This is a genomic window from Sphingomonas sp. PAMC 26617 (genome assembly GCF_000242835.1).
GTDB lineage: Bacteria > Pseudomonadota > Alphaproteobacteria > Sphingomonadales > Sphingomonadaceae > Sphingomonas.
Map to the genome: position 1 here is coordinate 6,044 of NZ_JH594427.1, position 16,717 is coordinate 22,760.

At 61.4% G+C, this 16,717-nt stretch carries 14 protein-coding genes; 6 read left to right on the top strand and 8 right to left on the bottom strand.

The features are described from left to right. Positions 1-318: 318 nt before the first annotated feature. Positions 319-555, bottom strand: coding sequence for a BLUF domain-containing protein (locus RH91_RS23650; RefSeq protein ID WP_081469605.1), 237 nt, complete (start codon positions 553-555; stop codon positions 319-321). A gap of 36 nt (positions 556-591) precedes the next feature. Next, positions 592-3,489 (bottom strand): Tn3 family transposase, encoded by a 2,898-nt coding sequence (locus RH91_RS20505; protein WP_010165276.1) that lies wholly within the window; start codon positions 3,487-3,489, stop codon positions 592-594. Positions 3,490-3,583: 94 nt separating this feature from the next. On the opposite strand from RH91_RS20505, the gene RH91_RS20510 reads away from it, so the two are divergent. Beyond that, complete coding sequence (locus RH91_RS20510; protein ID WP_010165277.1) at positions 3,584-4,213, top strand: recombinase family protein; 630 nt, start codon at positions 3,584-3,586, stop codon at positions 4,211-4,213. A 10-nt stretch (positions 4,214-4,223) separates the two neighbouring features. Next, entirely contained in the window at positions 4,224-5,519 is a 1,296-nt protein-coding gene (locus RH91_RS23335; protein ID WP_232283635.1) for a hypothetical protein, read from the top strand. A gap of 77 nt (positions 5,520-5,596) precedes the next feature. Here the strand turns inward: RH91_RS23335 and RH91_RS20520 are convergent, their stop codons facing one another. The 6 genes from RH91_RS20520 to RH91_RS20540 form a co-directional block, all read right to left on the bottom strand. Beyond that, positions 5,597-6,148 (bottom strand): DUF4423 domain-containing protein, encoded by a 552-nt coding sequence (locus RH91_RS20520; protein ID WP_232283636.1) that lies wholly within the window; start codon positions 6,146-6,148, stop codon positions 5,597-5,599. Between the two features lie 355 nt (positions 6,149-6,503). Further along, positions 6,504-6,749: a ribbon-helix-helix domain-containing protein gene (locus tag RH91_RS20525; RefSeq protein WP_232283637.1), complete on the bottom strand. Its 246-nt coding sequence runs from the start codon at positions 6,747-6,749 to the stop codon at positions 6,504-6,506. 68 nt (positions 6,750-6,817) lie between these two features. Further along, entirely contained in the window at positions 6,818-7,090 is a 273-nt protein-coding gene (locus RH91_RS22700) for a ribbon-helix-helix domain-containing protein (RefSeq protein WP_029624151.1), read from the bottom strand. Continuing rightward, positions 7,087-7,743, bottom strand: a complete 657-nt coding sequence (gene parA, locus RH91_RS21935; RefSeq protein ID WP_010165285.1) for a ParA family partition ATPase — start codon at positions 7,741-7,743, stop codon at positions 7,087-7,089. The genes RH91_RS22700 and parA overlap by 4 nt, the downstream gene beginning before the upstream one ends. 156 nt (positions 7,744-7,899) lie before the next feature. Further along, positions 7,900-8,319, bottom strand: a complete 420-nt coding sequence (locus tag RH91_RS20535) for a hypothetical protein (RefSeq protein WP_029624153.1) — start codon at positions 8,317-8,319, stop codon at positions 7,900-7,902. Positions 8,320-8,615: 296 nt separating this feature from the next. After that, a complete protein-coding gene (locus RH91_RS20540; RefSeq protein WP_157137071.1) occupies positions 8,616-9,872 on the bottom strand; it encodes a hypothetical protein in 1,257 nt (418 codons plus the stop codon). Between the two features lie 163 nt (positions 9,873-10,035). On the opposite strand from RH91_RS20540, the gene RH91_RS20545 reads away from it, so the two are divergent. The 4 genes from RH91_RS20545 to RH91_RS20560 are packed head-to-tail and all read left to right on the top strand — an operon-like array spanning position 10,036 to position 16,553. After that, a complete protein-coding gene (locus RH91_RS20545) occupies positions 10,036-11,304 on the top strand; it encodes an amidohydrolase (RefSeq protein WP_010165291.1) in 1,269 nt (422 codons plus the stop codon). Then, positions 11,297-12,580 (top strand): MFS transporter, encoded by a 1,284-nt coding sequence (locus RH91_RS20550; RefSeq protein ID WP_010165293.1) that lies wholly within the window; start codon positions 11,297-11,299, stop codon positions 12,578-12,580. Before RH91_RS20545 ends, RH91_RS20550 begins: the two co-directional genes overlap by 8 nt. A 24-nt stretch (positions 12,581-12,604) precedes the next feature. Continuing rightward, positions 12,605-15,052 carry a TonB-dependent receptor domain-containing protein gene (locus RH91_RS20555; RefSeq protein WP_010165294.1) on the top strand — a complete coding sequence of 816 codons (2,448 nt, stop codon included), beginning with the start codon at positions 12,605-12,607 and terminating at the stop codon, positions 15,050-15,052. A 52-nt stretch (positions 15,053-15,104) separates the two neighbouring features. After that, complete coding sequence (locus RH91_RS20560) at positions 15,105-16,553, top strand: aspartate ammonia-lyase (RefSeq protein WP_010165296.1); 1,449 nt, start codon at positions 15,105-15,107, stop codon at positions 16,551-16,553. Positions 16,554-16,717: the final 164 nt, after the last annotated feature.

The window sequence follows — 16,717 nt, forward strand, 5'->3', positions numbered from 1 at the left end:
GCTCTTCCCGCTTCTCAGGGTCCTCTAAAAAGTCAGCGATTGCATCGCAAATTGCAGCTCGAACAAAATGAGCTTTCTGTGTCTCGCCTTCAGTTTGGGCGGCGAGGCATGCGTGCTTCTGGCCTTCACGGCGGATCGCCATGATATTCTCACTCATACAGAACTCCCAAAGACAGAATTCGGCTTCATTCTACCGGTTGGTGACCCACGCTATGATCTCGAACTTAGCTGCAGTTTCGGCAGTTCGCTGCATTCGGAGCTTTCGCTGCGAGGAGTGCCATCTAGCGCTGGTAGATTAGTGCCAATCAGCTCTGATATCTACAAGCGTGGGCAGGCAATGCGGATTGCAAGCACGGCCGGATGATTGCCAGCACAGCGCCGTTCAATGTGAGCAGGAGGCCCCGCCCCAGTGTGTCTCGGATCGCTCAGGATTCGGTCCATCGTCGCGCCAACCTGGTCATAACTTCCCTTGATAACCTGTGCGAAATTTGCACCCTGTGACCAGAGCATCCCCGTAACGCCAGCCTTGATATTCCGGACGATCAACACCTCCATGATGGGGTCGGTTCCGGCAGAGGGCGGAATGACACTCTAAGGGCTGGCGTCCTTGGGCCATAGGTATTCTCCGGTCAGCAGGATGTGTGCCCAACCGAGCGGTGAGATATGGGCGAGGAGATGATCGGGCGTATCGAGCCCTTCGCGGCGTCGGGCTTCAACGGCATGGCCGAGATGCAGGGTGTTCCAGTAGACGATGATGGCGGTGAGCAGGTTAAGGCCCGCGATCCGGTAGTGCTGACCCTCGGTGGTACGGTCGCGGATCTCGCCCTGGCGGCCGATGCGCAGGGCGTTCTTCAGCGCGTGGTGCGCCTCGCCCTTGTTGAGGCCGACCTGCGCGCGGCGCTGCATACCGGTGTCGAGAATCCATTCGATGATGAACAGCGTCCGCTCGATCCGGCCGACCTCGCGCAATGCGGAGGCCAGGTCGTTCTGACGGGGATAGGCGGCAAGCTTGCGCAGGATACGGCTCGGCGCGACTTGGCCAGCGCTCATGGTAGCGGCGCAGCGGAACAGGTCGGGCCAGTTGGACACGATCAGTGCGTCGCGTGCCTTACCGCCCACCAGCGGGCGCAGTTCGCTCGGCGTGGCCGCGGAATCGAACACGTATAGCCGTTTGGACGGAAGGTCGCGGATACGCAGTACGAGGCGGTAACCGAGCATGGCGCTGATTCCGAACAGATGGTCGGTGAACCCGCCGGTGTCGGCGTACTGCTCCTCGATCCGTCGCCCGGCCTCGTTCATCGTCAGCCCGTCGAGCAGATAGGGTGCCTCGCTGACGGTTGCGGGGATGGTCCGCGATGCGAACGGCGCGAAGCGGTCGTTGACGTGAGTATAAGCCTTGATGCCGGGGTCGTCGCCGTAGCGGGCATTAACCGTGTTCATCGCCTCGCCCTGCCGCGCGGCGGGGTAGAACTGGCCATCGGCCGAGGCAGTGGTGCCCATGCCCCAGACCCGCGCCATCGGCAGCGCGCCTTGCGCGGCGACCACGTTGGCCAGCGCCTGGTCGATCGCCGCGCTTTCGACATGCCAGCGTGCGAGACGGGATAGTTGCCAGTAATCGTGGGTGTTGGACGCCTCGGCCATCTTGCGCAGTCCCAGGTTCAGCCCCTCGGCGAGGAGGACGTTGAGCAGGCCGATCCGGTCGCCACACGGAACACCGGTGCGCAGATGGGTGAAGGCGTCGGTGAACTCCAGCGCGGCGTCCACTTCGAGCAGCAGGTCGGTGATGCGGATGGGCGGCAGGCGACGGTAAAGGTCCAGCACCAGGTCATCGATCCCGTCCGGCGCATCGGCGGCCAGGCGATCGATGCGCAGCGTCCCGTCCTCGATGCTGCCTTTCGGGATCGTACCGTTGCGCGCGGCGCGACCGAGCCGGGCGAGGCCATCAGCGAGACGGGCCTTGCGGTCCGCGAGCCAGACATGCGGATCGGACGGTACGGCCAGCTTCGCAGCATGCGCGACTTCCATCGATACGAGGACGTTGCGAAGGTCACCGTACCGGTGCGAGCGGTCGAGCCAGATGTCACCCGAGCGCAGCGCGTCGCGCAGATGGAACATGACCGCGACTTCCCGGAGGCGCGCATCATCGTCGCCCTTCGCCCGCAATTGACGCCGCCATTTGGAATGTGGGCGCAGGAAATCGTCGGTCGCCGGGAGCGCGTCTTTGGTGGCGATGGCGATCACCGCGTCCAGCAAGGGTCGCGCGACCGACGCAGCTTGGAGATGGAGGCAGCGCAGCATACGCGGGGCATAGCGACGGAAGCGGTGATACCCCTGATCGACATGCGCCAGCGGATCATCGCCAAGCGTGTCCGTCAAAACCCTGGCCGTCGCGACGAGGCGGGTGAGATGGTCCCATCCCGCCGCACGCGCGACCGCATCCTCCAGCGACGCGCCGTCGCCATGCGCGTCGAGCAGCGACTGGCCGAGCGCAGTGAACCCGTCCAGCGTCGCGGTGACCGAGCCTCTGATTTCCGCGGTGCGCGCATCGTGCAACTGCTTCGCTTCGCGCCAGGTGCGGCCGACGATGCGGTCGTGCGTCTCGATCACCGCATCGGCGGTCGCAGCGGCCCATTCGATGACGCAGACCGCAAGGATGGCGCGACGCCGGTCCGCGCCGAGGTCGCGCAAGCCATCGGCGAAATAGCGCTCGCCCTGTCGCCGCAACCGGGCGACGCGATGCGGCGGGACGCCGTCGAGCAGGCCCGCATCGAGGTGCATCGCGCGCAGGAACTCCAACCGGTCGAGCAGCCGGTTCGCCGCAGCCGAATTGTTGCCCGGCTCGATCCGGCGCAGCCAGATGAAGCGGCTGATCGCCCCCGGCAGCATCTCGGTCGTCAGGCGGTCGAGCCGCGTACAGGCAACGCGATCGAGGCGTGTGGCGATTCGCTTCTCGATGCCGCGCTCGGCCGCGACCAGAGCGTCGGCGCACAACCGCTCGACGGTGGTGATCGCCGGCAGGATGGTCATAGTGTCGCGGCACCGGGCGATAAAGCGCCGGGCGAGATCGTCGTTGGAGCGCGCCTGCTCGGCTTCGGCGAGCAGCCATTCGCGGAACGCCCGTCCCGGTGCCCCCTGACCGGGGAACGTCCTGTACCCGTAGAGGCGGCGCAGCACCTCCATATGCTGATGGCGGGTCTGACGGCGGACGGCATAGCGAACGAGCGCGTCACCGGCGATACCGAGCTGGGCGCTGAGGAAGGCGGACACAGCGAGCGGGATCACCTCGCCCGGTGCCAGCATCCGACCGGGATAGCGCAGCGCGCAGAGTTGCAGCGCGAAGCCGATCCGGTTCTCCGATCGGCGTCGCCGATCGATGTGGATCAAGTCGTCGTCCGCCAGGATGTAATGCCGCAGCAGTGACGCCTCGTCGGTCGGCAGATCAAGCAACGCCGACCGCTGCCGGGCGCTCAGGATATGGCGTCTCGGCATCGGCGCTTGTCCCTGTTGAACAGAAGTCTGTTTTGGACAACACTGACTCCACGCAAATCAAGGGTTTTCGAGACCTGATTTCAGGAAGGTTCAATTGGGACAACGTGCCGCCATTTACGCCCGCGTCTCGACCGCCGACCAGTCGTGCGAACGGCAGCTGCGCGATCTTGCCGGTTTTGCCGAACGTGGCGGTTATGAGGTGATCGAGGTCTTCCGCGAAACCGCTTCAGGCATGAAGGCCAACCGCTCGGCGCGTGGCGAAGTCATGAAGCTGGCGCAGGCGCGCCACATCGATGCGATCCTCGTCACAGAACTCAGCCGCTGGGGGCGCTCGACGCAGGACCTGCTCGATACGCTCAACCGGCTGTCGGGCTGGCGCGTCTCGGTGGTCGCGATGAGCGGCATGACCTTCGAGGTCGACACGTCGCACGGGCGTATGATGGCGACGATGCTCGCAGGCATTGCGCAGTTCGAGCGCGACATGCTCAGCGAGCGGGTTCGCTCCGGCCTCGCCGCGGCACGGGCGCGGGGCCGGAAACTCGGGCGGCAGATCGGTGACCGTCCCAAGTCCGACCGGCTTGCTCCCAAGGTGCTGGCGTTCATTGAAGAGGGCCGTAGCTACCGATGGATCGCCCGCGACCTGGGACTAAGCAAGAATACCGTTGCTGCAATCGTAGGACGGGCAAAGGCAGAGACGTCTTCTGATATCGATATCGCGGCGTGAGAGGTTAGGCATGAAACAAGTGTTCCTCTTCGCGTTAATTGGCGCTTCAATGGGAACGGCGGTCGCCGCGACGCTTGCGGCGGCTCCACATCCTTCGTCAATCGGCTGTCCACCGAGAATAGTCGATCAGGCCGCCCCGGTGACGGCCGGTCCCTATTATCTCGAGAACGCCTTTTGCCCTTCGGGGCTAAAAAGTTCTTACACCATCTCAGCGCCGTTGATTTCGCCCGACGGGAGACACTTTCTAGTCTCTGGCTATGATAGCCTGTGGATCGGGGCGATCGGATCGAACGCAGCGCCACGCGTTATCGCGTCGCGCATCACCGTCCCAGGTCTTGGCTATAGCAAGGCGCCACCCTTCGCGTGGAGGGATGACTCAAAGGCAATCCTTGGGGTCCGTCAGGATACTATGCGGCCGAGCGGTTTCACGCTCGGCCCGCTCTCGACGATCGAAATACCAAATGATGGAGAACCGCGCCCCTTACCTTTGCTCAAGGATGTAGCTGGCGGACTCGACGGCATATTTTGGGTCGGTGGTCGCGGGTTAGCCTTGGCCGAATTTGGCACAAAGGGCGGCTATTACCGCCCTGAACACGACGATCTGACGCCGACGCTAGCTATTGTCGATGGGCGCAGAGGCAAGGTGCTCCAGGCCGTTCCGATGCCGCTATCGCATGGCGAGCGACCGCGAACCCTAGTTGGCGACATCGACGCGCGGCTCGACCAGCAGGGCAATATCTTTGCTTTGTTTGTGCTCAATGGTGGCCGATGGTTTGAGTGGCAACAGGGCAAACTACCCCGCGAGACGCTGCTTCATCCCGGCCCCAACGGCTCTTGGAAGTTTGCTTTAGCCCCGAACCTGAAGACAGTATTGATCGGGCACGGCTTAAGCGCGAGCGGCGTGATTTGCGAGCATTACAGTGGCACCCCCCGCAAACCGGAATGTGAGGAGCGCACCCCGCAGAGTGGGGCGGTTGCCGATCTCTGGGACGTCCAGACGGGTCGTAGGTTATGGAGTATCGCCGGCACCGCATACGACTTCTCGCACACCTACCGGCCTACGATCAGTCCGGACGGGCGCTATGCGCTGGTATCAATGCCGGTTGGTAAGCGGCCGCATCGGGAAACGATCGCGCTGGTCTCCATGGCCGATGGAAGCGAAATCCAGCGGTTCAACATACCCGAATCCTACGATTTCGTCCTTCGGTTCGGCCAAGATGGTCGTTCCTTTTCCATCGATGGTTCACTCGCCATCCTCACCTATCGCCTTGCTGAAAAGCGCCAGAAACCAGCTTCCGCGGAATGAGGTGGCGCCGCGCCTCCCAAGCAAACCTTCTATCATAAACCAAGCATTGCCGTTCTGCTTAGGGTGTCATTTCGCCCTCAGCCGGAACCGACCCCTTGACTGTCGTCCTGCGGCGGCGGAGCGGTCATGCCGCGTAGTACCTCGGCCGGCAGCATCAGACGGTAGGCGTTGGAGGTCTGCTTGACCTGGGGACCGCGCAGACCCGCATTGCCGGTCGGGACATAGCGCCGCAGCCAGTCGAGGAAGCCATGCTCCTTGAGACGCTTGAGCGCGTCGGCCACCGCCGCGATCGAACGGCCGATGCGCTGCGCCAGCGTCGCGATCGCGGGATCGAGCCGGCCGGTCTTGTAGTCGATCAGCCGCAACAGCTCGCGCAGCACCTCCATGCCGACATGACCGATAGCGCCGTTCTCACGACCGTTCCGCTCGCGGCGATGCGCCAGTCGCTTCAGCCGGTCGTACTTCTCCGCCGCCTGGAGGAAGCGTGCGACATCCTTGGGATTGAACGGCTGCCAGAACCGCCCCTCCCTGCCCGCCGCCGTCTTACTGTAGCGATGCACCCTCTGTCCGGTCTCGCGACCGGGCCGACGTCCCACCGCTCCTCCAAGAGCCTCGAATACGGTCTGCATAGGTCTTCCCTCCGCTGGGTTGACCCGGACACTGGCGGCGATCCCTCATGGACAAAGCTCTCCCGTTCTCGAAAACACCGTTTTCGAGTTGACTGGCGGGCAGACTTGCGAGATGCTGGTGCTTGCGACAGTACCAGCGCTTCTTGCGCATCAACCCTTACCGAGAGCCCGGCCGCCTAGCCGGGCTTTCGTCGTTTTGGGGTTAGTTCGGGGCCTAATCCGTTCATCCACGCCACGACGAACCAGCCGATTCCTCGGCCGGTGTCCTAGAAGTCGCAGATTAACCGAATAGTGGAAAGAGATTTATTCAATTGCTTCAACAGATTACACGCTAGCGTGCTAGCACGCTTTCACGCTATCGTTCGTTGATGTCTTGTTTGTACTTTTTCAGAAGGTCTTCGACAGCTTCCGTCAGCAGGCTTGCCATCGTGCGATCTTCCTTCGCTGCTAAAATAGCAACGGCACGACCAATCGCCGGATCGAAGTGCGCTGCGATCGTCCGCTTGCCTACGCGATCCCGTTGCCGGCGCGGGGCTTCGATCGGAAGCAAGGGTTGCTCCTCCGTACCCGGCTCACGATCAGCCACCGACTTACGCGCCATATAACAGTCCATTCGGTTGATAGTGTGCTATCACGCTATCGTGCTTGTATATTAGCATGCTATATTCACTACCTTTCCCCAAACGGATGTTTGCCACGATCCCGCATAAGATGATCAATCGCCTCTCCTAGAAGCGCCTGAATCGTCTTATCTTCCTCTGCCGCGAGCATCCGCATTGCCCGCATCAAATCCGGGCTGAAGTAGCCAACTAGCCCATGTTTGCCCTGTCTGGCCTTCGCCCGACCTGGCGGCACAGGCTGCACTTCCGCCTCCACCGGACGGGAAGAGGCATCAACCTTTTCTTTGTCTTGGCTAGCGTTCAACCCACCAAATCGGCTCATAGCGCCTTCCCGCTAGCGTGCTTTTGTGGTGGCGTGCTAGCACGCTCGCATAGCCATTTCCACAGTTGGTCGATTTCTTCCGCAGCTTTACCACGAGGTTCGGTTTCTACGGCTGTCCGTCCATTGGCAGTGCTGTGGTTAAAGGCCGCCCGTTCGGCTAGCGACATGGGCGCAACCTCAAGGCCAAAGCTCTCCACCATTTTAGACGCATCAGCGATCAGCGCGGGCGCGCGGGGCGGGGTCGCATTGAAAACGACATACGCTGCCTTGCGCGTTGATCGAATCAAGTCAGCTGTGGCTTGGATCGCATGAAGGTCAAAGGCTCGCGGTCGACACGGTATAAGAACTACATCCGCCGCTTTAACTGCCTCACGCGCAGCCGCTTCGGCGAACGGTGGCGTATCGATAACGAGAAACTCGGCTCCGAGCTTTTGCGCATCCTCTATTACGCGAGCAAGGCGCGCAGGAGGAGCAGTTATGACTTCCGGGTCGGTTTTCCCTCGCCAATCGCCCCAGGCAGCAGCCGTTGCCTGGGGATCGGTGTCGATAAGGCATGTGACATAGCCCGCCTGTGTGGCTTTAGCAGCAAGGTGAGTGGCTAAAGTCGTTTTCCCCGACCCGCCTTTTTGACTTACAAGAGCGATCGTTATCATGGGAGCGTGCTAGCACGCTTTTATGCCGTCACGCTAGCGCTGATCCAACCAACTGACTGCTGGGACTAATGCAGGATGCAGGGTCACCCCGCTCACATTCTCACCAAGGATGGCATTTTGGGAAAGCTGGCTCACCACGTTGCCCGCCAGCAACCGTCAATATGATCGCTGTTTGATCCCCCATCGGCCGTTATTGAAAGTGACGATCCATAAGTTGCTATGATAGCTTGCTATTGTCCCATCGGCCCTGTCCCGCGTATATTCGACGACGAGATGAACCTTGCGAGGGCTGGTGAGGATCGGCCGCTTGTCATGGTAGGTGGTGCGGTCCCAGCCTGTTGATGCGGTTAGGTCGTCAAAGAATGAAGCCGGGAGCTGACCGTGGTCATCCCAAATCACGAGATTTTCACCCGAAAGGATGACGTGCGGAAAATGCAGCAGCGCATCCATTCCAGGAAGGTCGCGAGCGTTGAACCGGTCTTTGAAAGCCTCAACGCATAAAAGCGCAGCTTCAATCGTTGCGGCTTCATCAGCGCCATCCTCAATGGGGCTAAAGAGTGCGTTCAGATCATTCATCCCAACTGCTTGGGAGATTTACGGTCGGGTCGCAACGTCACCGTGTGCCGATCTCTCATTCACGATCGGGATCAGCCCAGAGAAAACGCATACGGCCACCTAAAAATTGTGGCACGCGCGGAAATGGAAAAGCAGTCGACGCCAATCGCAATGTTAAAAGGTTGTACACAGTGCTTAGCATGCCGTGGATGGCGGCAGTGAGATGGCTGCCGTCTGACCGGGCAGCAAGTCTTGCCGGTGCCGATCACTTTCGGCCATTTCTCAGTTTCCCGGTAACTTAAGGTGCTTTGAGTCGACTAGCTCTTTGCATTTGGGGAAATGAAGCGGTCCAGAAACATGCGATAGACCGTCTGTGGACGCCCCGCCCGGTCCTTGGCGCGCGACCCCTGCTCCTGAACGAAGCCACGGTCCTTCAACGTCGTCAGCAGGCGTCGGGCGCTGCGCGGTTGCACATTATAGGCGCTCGCGAACTCGACCGCGGTAAAGCCGTTCGGGTCGATCGTCCGAAAAACCGAGACAAGTTTGTGGATCACGGTCGACGGTACGTCGAGCATCTGCGATAATTCGAGATCGTCCTGCCGCGCATCGCGCGCCTCGTTCCGGTCGATGATTCGGTAGAACATCGCCGCGCTATCGACCTCGAACACCCGGTCATGGTCCGAGGGCGGCCGTTCGCTCGCCTCCCGCGCCAGCGCCTCGGCCTGGTCGGCGTTGATGCCGACACCGACCGAAACCGCAAGCGTCGGCATTTCGTCCGATAGCGGGTGCAGGATCGGATGGATCGTCCGATGCAGCGCGCCGTTTGTCGTCAGGATGATCGCTTCGCCATGCCCGCTCTCTACCAGTCGGCCTCCGGTCAGCCTCTCGATTGCAGTCGCCGCCAGCGATAATGCCGGTGTGTCGCCCGAAATCAGACAGGCGGCGATCTGCGACGATTCTGCTTCGTTGAGGTCGTGCCGCAACTTCGATCGCAGCAACGCCTGTCGCACGGAATTGCGCGAATGGTCGATACGCATCGCCGGCAGCCCGGCCGCGACGAGCCGTTCATAGACGTCGCGGATACAGGTCGCGCACCGCTCTGCCGCGCCGCTTTCGACAAGCGCGCGATGAGCCTGCTCGATCCGCGCCGCATCGATCCGGGGGGGGGTATCGTCGCTCTCCAGCGGGATCACGCGAAAGCCCGAGCGAAGCCCCAGTTCCTGATAGGATTCGGCGACGTCGCGCTCGGGGATCGTATCAAAGCTGAAGCTTGGCAGGCTGCCGACCTGATCGGTCTCCAAGGCAGCAAGCGCGAGGATGCGGAACAGGTCGGTGCCCTCGTGCGGGATATAATCGAGCCGGTCCGCGGGAAAGCCGGCCAGCATGGCAAGCCGGTACGGCATACGCCCGCTGAACAGCACGGAGACGCAGGCCGGCCAAATCGTCCGTAGCACGCGCACGGTATCCTCTGGCGCACTATAGCGCACCGGCATCAGCACCGCGCCGATCCCCAGTTCGTGGGCAATCTGCTCGATCAACGAAACCGTGTCGTCGGGGCCGACCACACCTATCAACGCTCTTCTCCTAACTGCCTTGAACTGTCTCGCCAGTGCGCCGTCCGTAATAGGGCCGATTTAAGCGTTGACAACGTCTTGTCCTGTCCTAATTATGACCGAAATAGGGTATGGGGACAGGCAGATGTCGCAGAGCGGCGCGGTAGCGCCTTCACTTGAGGCTATGATCGCGGATCGGCGGGACCTGCACGCTCATGCCGAACCGGGCTGGTGCGAGGTCTATGCCGCGACCAAGGTCTACGACGCGCTGACCACGATGGGCTGGGAAATCCGTGCCGGGGCCGCAGTGATCGACGCCGATGCGCGGCTCGGCCTACCCCCGCAAAGCGATTTCGATTTCTTCTTCGCCCGCGCCATCGAGAATGGCGCGGAAGCCGATCTCGCCAAGACGTTCCGCGATGGTTTCACTGGGCTAGTCGCAGTCTGGAAAGGGCGTCGCTCTGGACCGGTCGTCGCCTTCCGCTTCGACCTTGATGCCAATCGCGGCGCGGAATCGGAGAGGGCCGATCATGTCCCAGTCGCCCGGCGGTTCGTCTCAATGAACCATGGCGTACATCACAATTGTGGGCACGACGGCCATACGTCGCTAGGACTTGCGCTGGCGCGGTCGATCGCTGCGCTCGACGGTAATTTCGCAGGCGAGATCCGGCTGATCTTCCAGCCTGCCGAAGAGGGTCTGCGTGGCGCGCGGGCGATGGTCACGGCGGGGGTGCTGGGCGGCGTCGACTATTTCGTCGGCTGTCACATCGGCATCCAGGCAACACGCACCGGAGAAGTCGTCAGCGGGTACACTACGATCCTCGGAAGCGACAAGCTTGACGTGCACTTCCACGGCGTCGGCGCGCATGCCGCGATCGCCCCGCACGAGGGACGCAACGCGCTGCTAGCGGCATGTGTCGCGGCGCAGAACCTGATGGCGATACCACGCCACGGCAAGGGCGACACGCGGATCAACATCGGCACGCTGGTCGGCGGCAACGCGCGCAATACCGTACCTGCCGAGGCAACCATGACGATCGAACTGCGCGCCGAGGATGCGGACTCGCTCGCCTACATCAACGAAGCCGCGCGACGGGTCATCGAGGGTGCCGCGATCATGCACGGCGTCGAGCTTACGATGGAGGTCGCAGGCGGCTCCGGTCCGGCAAGCAGCGATCCCGAGCTCGACGCAGTGGTCGCCGCCGTCGCTGCGCAGGTATCGCAGGTGACGCACGTCGTGTCGCAGACGCCGTTCAAGGGCAGCGAGGATGCTGCCGAAATGATGCGCGCGGTACAGGAGCAGGGCGGCAAGGCGGTCTATTTCGGGATTGGGTCGGACCTCGCAGCCGGGCATCACAACGCAGCCTTCGATTTCGATGAGGCGTCGTTGGCGATCGGCCTCGACATCCTCTGCGGCGTCGCTGCAACGCTGACGGCCGGCCCCATTGCCTAAGCCAGATCGCCAGAATGCGTGGCGCGCGATCGCCGCCGCCAGCGTCGGCAACGCACTCGAATTCTACGATCTGCTGATCTACGGCTATTTTGCTGCGACGCTAGGCAAGGCGTTCTTCCCCGCAATTAATCCGACGACCTCGCTGCTGCTTAGCGTCGCTACGTTCGGCGTATCCTATGTCGCGCGACCGTTCGGAGCGGTCATCCTCGGCGCCTATGCCGACAAGGCTGGCCGCAAGGCTGCGCTGACGATTACGATCAACCTGATGCTGGTCGGCACCGCGCTCCTGGTGTTAGCGCCGACCTATGCGCAAATCGGCATCTTCTCGCCGCTAATCGTGGTGTTCGCGCGGTTGTTGCAGGGATTTTCCGCGGGGGGTGAATTCGGCGCGGCGACCGCGTTCATGGTCGAGCATGCCGACGCGAAGCGTCGCGGGTTCTTTGCCAGCTGGCAATCATCGACCCAAGGCATGGCAACGATCCTCGCGGCCGGGTTGAGCGCGTGGCTCAGCTATATCCTCAGCCCGGCGCAACTCGATGCCTGGGGCTGGCGAATTGCGTTCGGGGTCGGTCTGCTGATCGGGCCGGTCGGGCTTTATATCCGCCGCGGCATCGACGAGACGCCCGAGTTCGCCGCGCTGTCGGTGGAGTCGAAAGCCGGAAACGCGCTGAAGCGCGTCTGGGCCGACGACCGCCGGGCCCTGCTGCTCGGCATTGCGATCGTCGCAGGCGTCACCGCGTTCAACTATGTCCACAAGCTCTACATGGCAACCTATGCGACCGAGACGTTGCATATCGCCATGACATCGTCCTTTCTCGGTGCGCTGGCGACCGGGATCATTCTGACCGTCATGGCACCGATATTCGGCCTGCTCTCGGACCGGATCGGGCGCTATCGCGTGCTAGGTACCGCACTAGCCGTTGCTGGGCTTACCTCTCTCCCGATCTTCCTTGCGCTCAATGCCTGGCCGACGACGACGACGCTTCTGGTCGTGCAGGTGATCGTTGGGTTTCTGATCGCCGCGACGCTCGGCCCGACGCCCGCGATCCTCGCCGATCTGTTCCCGCCGCGTACCCGCGGGACGGGACTGGCGGTCAGCTACAATTTCTCGGTGACGCTCTTCGGCGGCTTCGCGCCGCTCGTCATCACCAGTCTGATCGCTGTCACCGGCAACACGCTGATGCCGGCCTTCTACGTCATCGCAATCATTCTGGTCAGCTTCATCGCAGTCGTAACGGCGACGCGAAACGCTGACCGAACGCCGGGATGCGTCTGAAACCATCCATCACCAAAGGGGACCATGATGAAACTGACCTTTATGCTGCTGGCTTCGATAAGCCTTCTCGCTGTCGTTCCCGCCTATGCCCAGACCGTTCCGGCCGACCTTGCCGACGGCGCGAGCACGCCACCATCCGACATCATCGTAACCGGCACCCGTGACAAGGGTCGCACCGTCGCCGCCAGCCTCACGCCGATCGATGTGCTCGGCAAGACCGAGCTGCAATCGAGTGGCAAGCAATCGGTGCGCGATCTGCTAGGCGCGCTCGTCCCCTCGATCAGCGTGTCAAGCAGCGGCTCGGGCGCTAGCTACGGCGTCAAGACGCTGTCACTGCGCGGTCTTGCGGGCGACCAGGTGCTGGTACTCGTCAACGGCAAGCGCCGCCACAACACCGCCGGCCTGTTCGTCAACGGCACTACCCAGAACGGCCAGTCACCACCGGACCTCGATCTCATCCCGGTCAGCGCGATCGATCATATCGAGGTGCTGCGCGACGGTGCATCGTCGCAATATGGCTCGGATGCGATTGCCGGCGTCATCAACGTTATCCTGAAGACCGACGCATCGGGCAGCGCCAGCTTCACCGGCGGTGCGAACGGCGACGGCGGCGGCGAGAATGCGCGCGTGCTCGGCGATTTTGGCTTCAGGATCGGCGATGGTGGCCATATCCATCTGTCCGCCGATGGCGTACTCCAGGGGCGCACCGAACGCGGCACGATCAACAGCTCGGTCTTCTATCCGCTGATTAGCGGACAGTTCGACCCGCGCGAGGCAACCGTTAACCGCTATGTCAACAAACCCGGGCAGCCCCAGGTCTCGGGCGTGAACCTGGCCTATGACGCGGCCATCCCGATCGGCGCGAACGTCGAACTCTACAGCTTCGGCACCGCGTCAAAGCGCGACGCCGACGCGTTTCTCACCTTTCGCAATCCCAACAGCAACAATAATATCGTCCAGATCTATCCCGACGGATACATTCCCCATCTGCACATTCACGACACCGACTTTCAGGTCGCTGGCGGGGTGCGCGGCGACGGGCCGGCCCAAATCCACTTTGATCTCGGCACGACCTATTCCGAGGACAAAATCAAATATGACGAGACGACCGCACTGAACGCTTCACTCGGACCGCTCAGCCCCACGAGCTTCTATATCGGCCGCGTCCGCAACAGCGAATGGACGACCAACCTTGACCTAACGCGCAAATTCGATGTGGGACTCGCAAGCCCGCTCTTCATCGCCGCCGGCGCGGAATATCGTCAGAACACCTATGCCACAGACGCGGGCGAGCCAGCCTCCTATGCGAATGGCGGATATCGTGCACCGGTCGGCCAGCCCTTCGCCGGCGCGCTCCGCGTGTCCGGATCGCAGGGCGTGACCGGCTTTGCACCGGAAAATGCCGGCGCTTGGAAGCGGCATAGTTGGAGCGGCTACGTCAATATCGAGCAGACCATCGTGCGTGGCATTGAGGTCGCGCTGGCAGGCCGCCATGAAGATTATTCCGATTTCGGCACGACCAACATCGGCAAGGCCTCGATCCGGCTCGAACCCGTCCGCGGCATAGCGCTGCGCGGTACGGTGAGCAGTGGGTTCCGCGCACCGACACTTCAGCAACAGCATTATTCATCGTCGTCCACTATTCTGACGCCGGTCAACGGTGTCACTACGCTGGTGCCAGTGAAGGCGTTACCGGTCGACTCAGCGGCTGCAATCGCGCTCGGCGCGTCGCCGCTCAAGCCCGAAAAATCGGTCAACTATTCGGCGGGCGTTGTGCTGACCCCATTCAACCGGTTCGTGCTGACGGTCGATGCCTATCAGATCAAGATCGACGATCGCATCCTGCTCAGCGGCACGTTGCAGGGCGCCGCGGTCAACGCGGCGCTCGCGGCAGCGGGGATCACCTCGTCGACGGCGGGCTTTTACTTCTCGAACGCCGCCGCCACGCGGACTCGCGGTCTGGACGTGGTGGCCACCTATCGCGCCGATCTCGGCACCTGGGGTCGGGGCACGATTTCGCTGTCGGGCAATCTTAACAAAACGGTCTTCACGCATATCGACCTGCCGCCGACCCCGCTCGCTAATGCCGGGTTGGTGCTGATCGACCGCGTCCGCCAAGGCGACCTGACGCGCGGCAGCCCACGCGACAAGGTGGTCGCCAACATATTTTGGGAAAAGGGCATCGCCTCAATCAACCTGCGCGGCACGCGGTATGGCGCGACCTATCTCACCTCAACGATCGCGGCGAATGACGACAGGATCGCGCCCAAGGTCATCACCGATATCGAGGTGGGCGTGAAGGTCGCGCACGGCGTGAAGGTGAGCGCAGGCGCGAATAATCTGTTCGACGTCTATCCGTCGATCTTGAAGGCGGTCAATCAGGGCACTGCTGGCTTTGCCTATTACAACCCGTTCTCGCCCTATGGGATCAGCGGTGGCTTCTATTACGGCAAGCTGAGCCTGACGTTCTGATTTGAAACACTGCGGTCAGGATGGCTCGGTACGCAAAGATGGTGGTCCAGAAATGAACGAGAGTCTACTATTGGACCACGAATCAGCGGACCCGCCATTCCGCTCGGAGCACGATCTCTTAGGAAATCATCAAGTGCCGTTCGACGCCTACTTTGGCATTCACACGCTCAGGGCTATCGAAAACTTCCCTATAAGCGGAGAGACTATTGGATGTTATCCAGATCTCATCGCGGCTTTGGCAACGATCAAAGCCGCCGCTGCATTGACGAACCTCGACCTTGGTCTCTTGGACGAAGAACGCGCGGACGTCATTGTTCGGGCATGTGAGGAAGTGAAGGGCGGAGCGCTGCACGATCATTTTGTCGTCGACGTGATTCAGGGCGGCGCTGGCACCTCTACCAACATGAATGCGAACGAGGTCATAGCTAACAGGGCGCTGGAGCTTCTAGGCCATGTGCGAGGCGACTACGGTCGTTTGCATCCGAACGAGCACGTCAACATGAGCCAAAGCACGAACGACGTGTACCCGACGGCCCTTCGCCTCGCAGCATATAGGGGCGTCTCCGCGTTGATTGTCGCCATGAGCGCCTTGCGTCGCGAGTTCGAGCAAAAGGCCGAAGAGTTTGCGGGCTTGCTCAAAGTTGGTCGAACTCAGCTTCAAGACGCTGTCCCGATGACCCTTGGGCAGGAGTTTTCCACCTACGCTGTCATGATCGGAGAGGATGAGGAGCGGCTACAGGACGCATTGCTTCTGATGTGCGAGATCAACCTCGGTGCGACAGCAATCGGAACTGGCATCAACTCCCATCGGGATTACGCTTTTATCGTGTGTGCAAAACTGCGCCAGATGACCGGCATACCGTTCACCACGGCGCAAAACCTTATTGAGGCGACGCAGGACTGCGGAAGCTTTGTGCACCTTTCCGGAGTACTAAAGCGTGTCGCGATAAAGATATCGAAAATATGCAATGACTTGCGACTTTTATCTTCAGGACCACGGACCGGATTTTGTGAAATAAATCTTCCACCGATGCAGGCAGGATCGAGTATTATGCCTGGGAAGGTCAATCCGGTCATCCCAGAAGTCGTCAATCAGATCGCTTTCGAGGTTATCGGCAACGACGTGACGGTGAGCTTTGCTGCGGAGGCCGGGCAGCTTCAATTGAACGCTTTCGAGCCGATCATCGCGCATAGTATATTTAAAAGTGTGAGGCACCTTCGGGCCGGTTGCACCGTCCTCGCAACGCGATGTGTGAGTGGGATCACAGCCAACGCGGATCAGCTTCGAAGCAACGTTTCCCGGTCAATTGGCATCGCAACCGCGCTCAATCCATTCATCGGATATGCCAAAGCCACTGACATCGCTCGCGAAGCTTTGGCTACCGGTGAGAGCGTTTTGGATCTGTTGCTTCGGAAGCAGCTCCTTTCAAGGCACCAGCTTGAACGGCTGTTTGATCCAGATACTTTAACTAAGCCAGGATTGCTTCCCGAAAGCCGCTAGAGCGGTTTCCCCAAACTGACTACTCATACTATCTCGCCTACCAGACGTTTTCGAACATCCTCTCGCTGGCCCCCTTTCGGCCGTGTTGGTTTCCACAAGGGCACATTCCAAGGCGTCGGTTCTTGGCTTGCGTCCAGGCATTCCCGATAGGGAACGACCAGCGA

Coding starts and splice junctions, on each gene's coding strand:
- RH91_RS23650 (WP_081469605.1), bottom strand. CDS start 555: ATGGAGGTGTTGATCGTCCGGAATATCAAGGCTGGCGTTACGGGGATG.
- RH91_RS20505 (WP_010165276.1), bottom strand. CDS start 3,489: ATGCCGAGACGCCATATCCTGAGCGCCCGGCAGCGGTCGGCGTTGCTT.
- RH91_RS23335 (WP_232283635.1), top strand. CDS start 4,224: ATGAAACAAGTGTTCCTCTTCGCGTTAATTGGCGCTTCAATGGGAACG.
- RH91_RS20520 (WP_232283636.1), bottom strand. CDS start 6,148: ATGCAGACCGTATTCGAGGCTCTTGGAGGAGCGGTGGGACGTCGGCCC.
- RH91_RS20525 (WP_232283637.1), bottom strand. CDS start 6,749: ATGGCGCGTAAGTCGGTGGCTGATCGTGAGCCGGGTACGGAGGAGCAA.
- RH91_RS22700 (WP_029624151.1), bottom strand. CDS start 7,090: ATGAGCCGATTTGGTGGGTTGAACGCTAGCCAAGACAAAGAAAAGGTT.
- parA (WP_010165285.1), bottom strand. CDS start 7,743: ATGATAACGATCGCTCTTGTAAGTCAAAAAGGCGGGTCGGGGAAAACG.
- RH91_RS20535 (WP_029624153.1), bottom strand. CDS start 8,319: ATGAATGATCTGAACGCACTCTTTAGCCCCATTGAGGATGGCGCTGAT.
- RH91_RS20545 (WP_010165291.1), top strand. CDS start 10,036: ATGATCGCGGATCGGCGGGACCTGCACGCTCATGCCGAACCGGGCTGG.
- RH91_RS20555 (WP_010165294.1), top strand. CDS start 12,605: ATGATGAAACTGACCTTTATGCTGCTGGCTTCGATAAGCCTTCTCGCT.
- RH91_RS20560 (WP_010165296.1), top strand. CDS start 15,105: ATGAACGAGAGTCTACTATTGGACCACGAATCAGCGGACCCGCCATTC.